Below are 252 nucleotides of genomic sequence, written 5' to 3' on the forward strand. Positions count from 1 at the left end.
GCGACGCCGCACGGATTGGCGTGCTTGACGATAACACAGGCCGCCGTGCGCCTGGCGTCGAATTCCGAGACGGCTTCGTAGGCCGCGTCGGTATCGTTGATGTTGTTGTAGGACAGTTCCTTGCCCTGCAACTGGCGCGCGGTGGCGACGCCGGGACGGCGTTCGGGCGACTTGTAGAACGACGCCTGCTGATGCGGGTTTTCACCGTAGCGCAGCGCCTGGATCAGCTTGCCGCCGAAAGCGCGGAAATCC

General features: G+C 64.3%; 1 pseudogene. It reads right to left on the reverse strand.

Annotated features, from left to right (window positions below):
* Window positions 1-252, reverse strand: a pseudogene (locus ACMUOY_RS20540) (hypothetical protein); the annotation flags it as partial.

Origin of the sequence: Candidatus Skiveiella danica (genome assembly GCF_022705245.1) — a bacterium.
Taxonomy (GTDB): domain Bacteria; phylum Pseudomonadota; class Gammaproteobacteria; order Burkholderiales; family Burkholderiaceae_C; genus Skiveiella; species Skiveiella danica.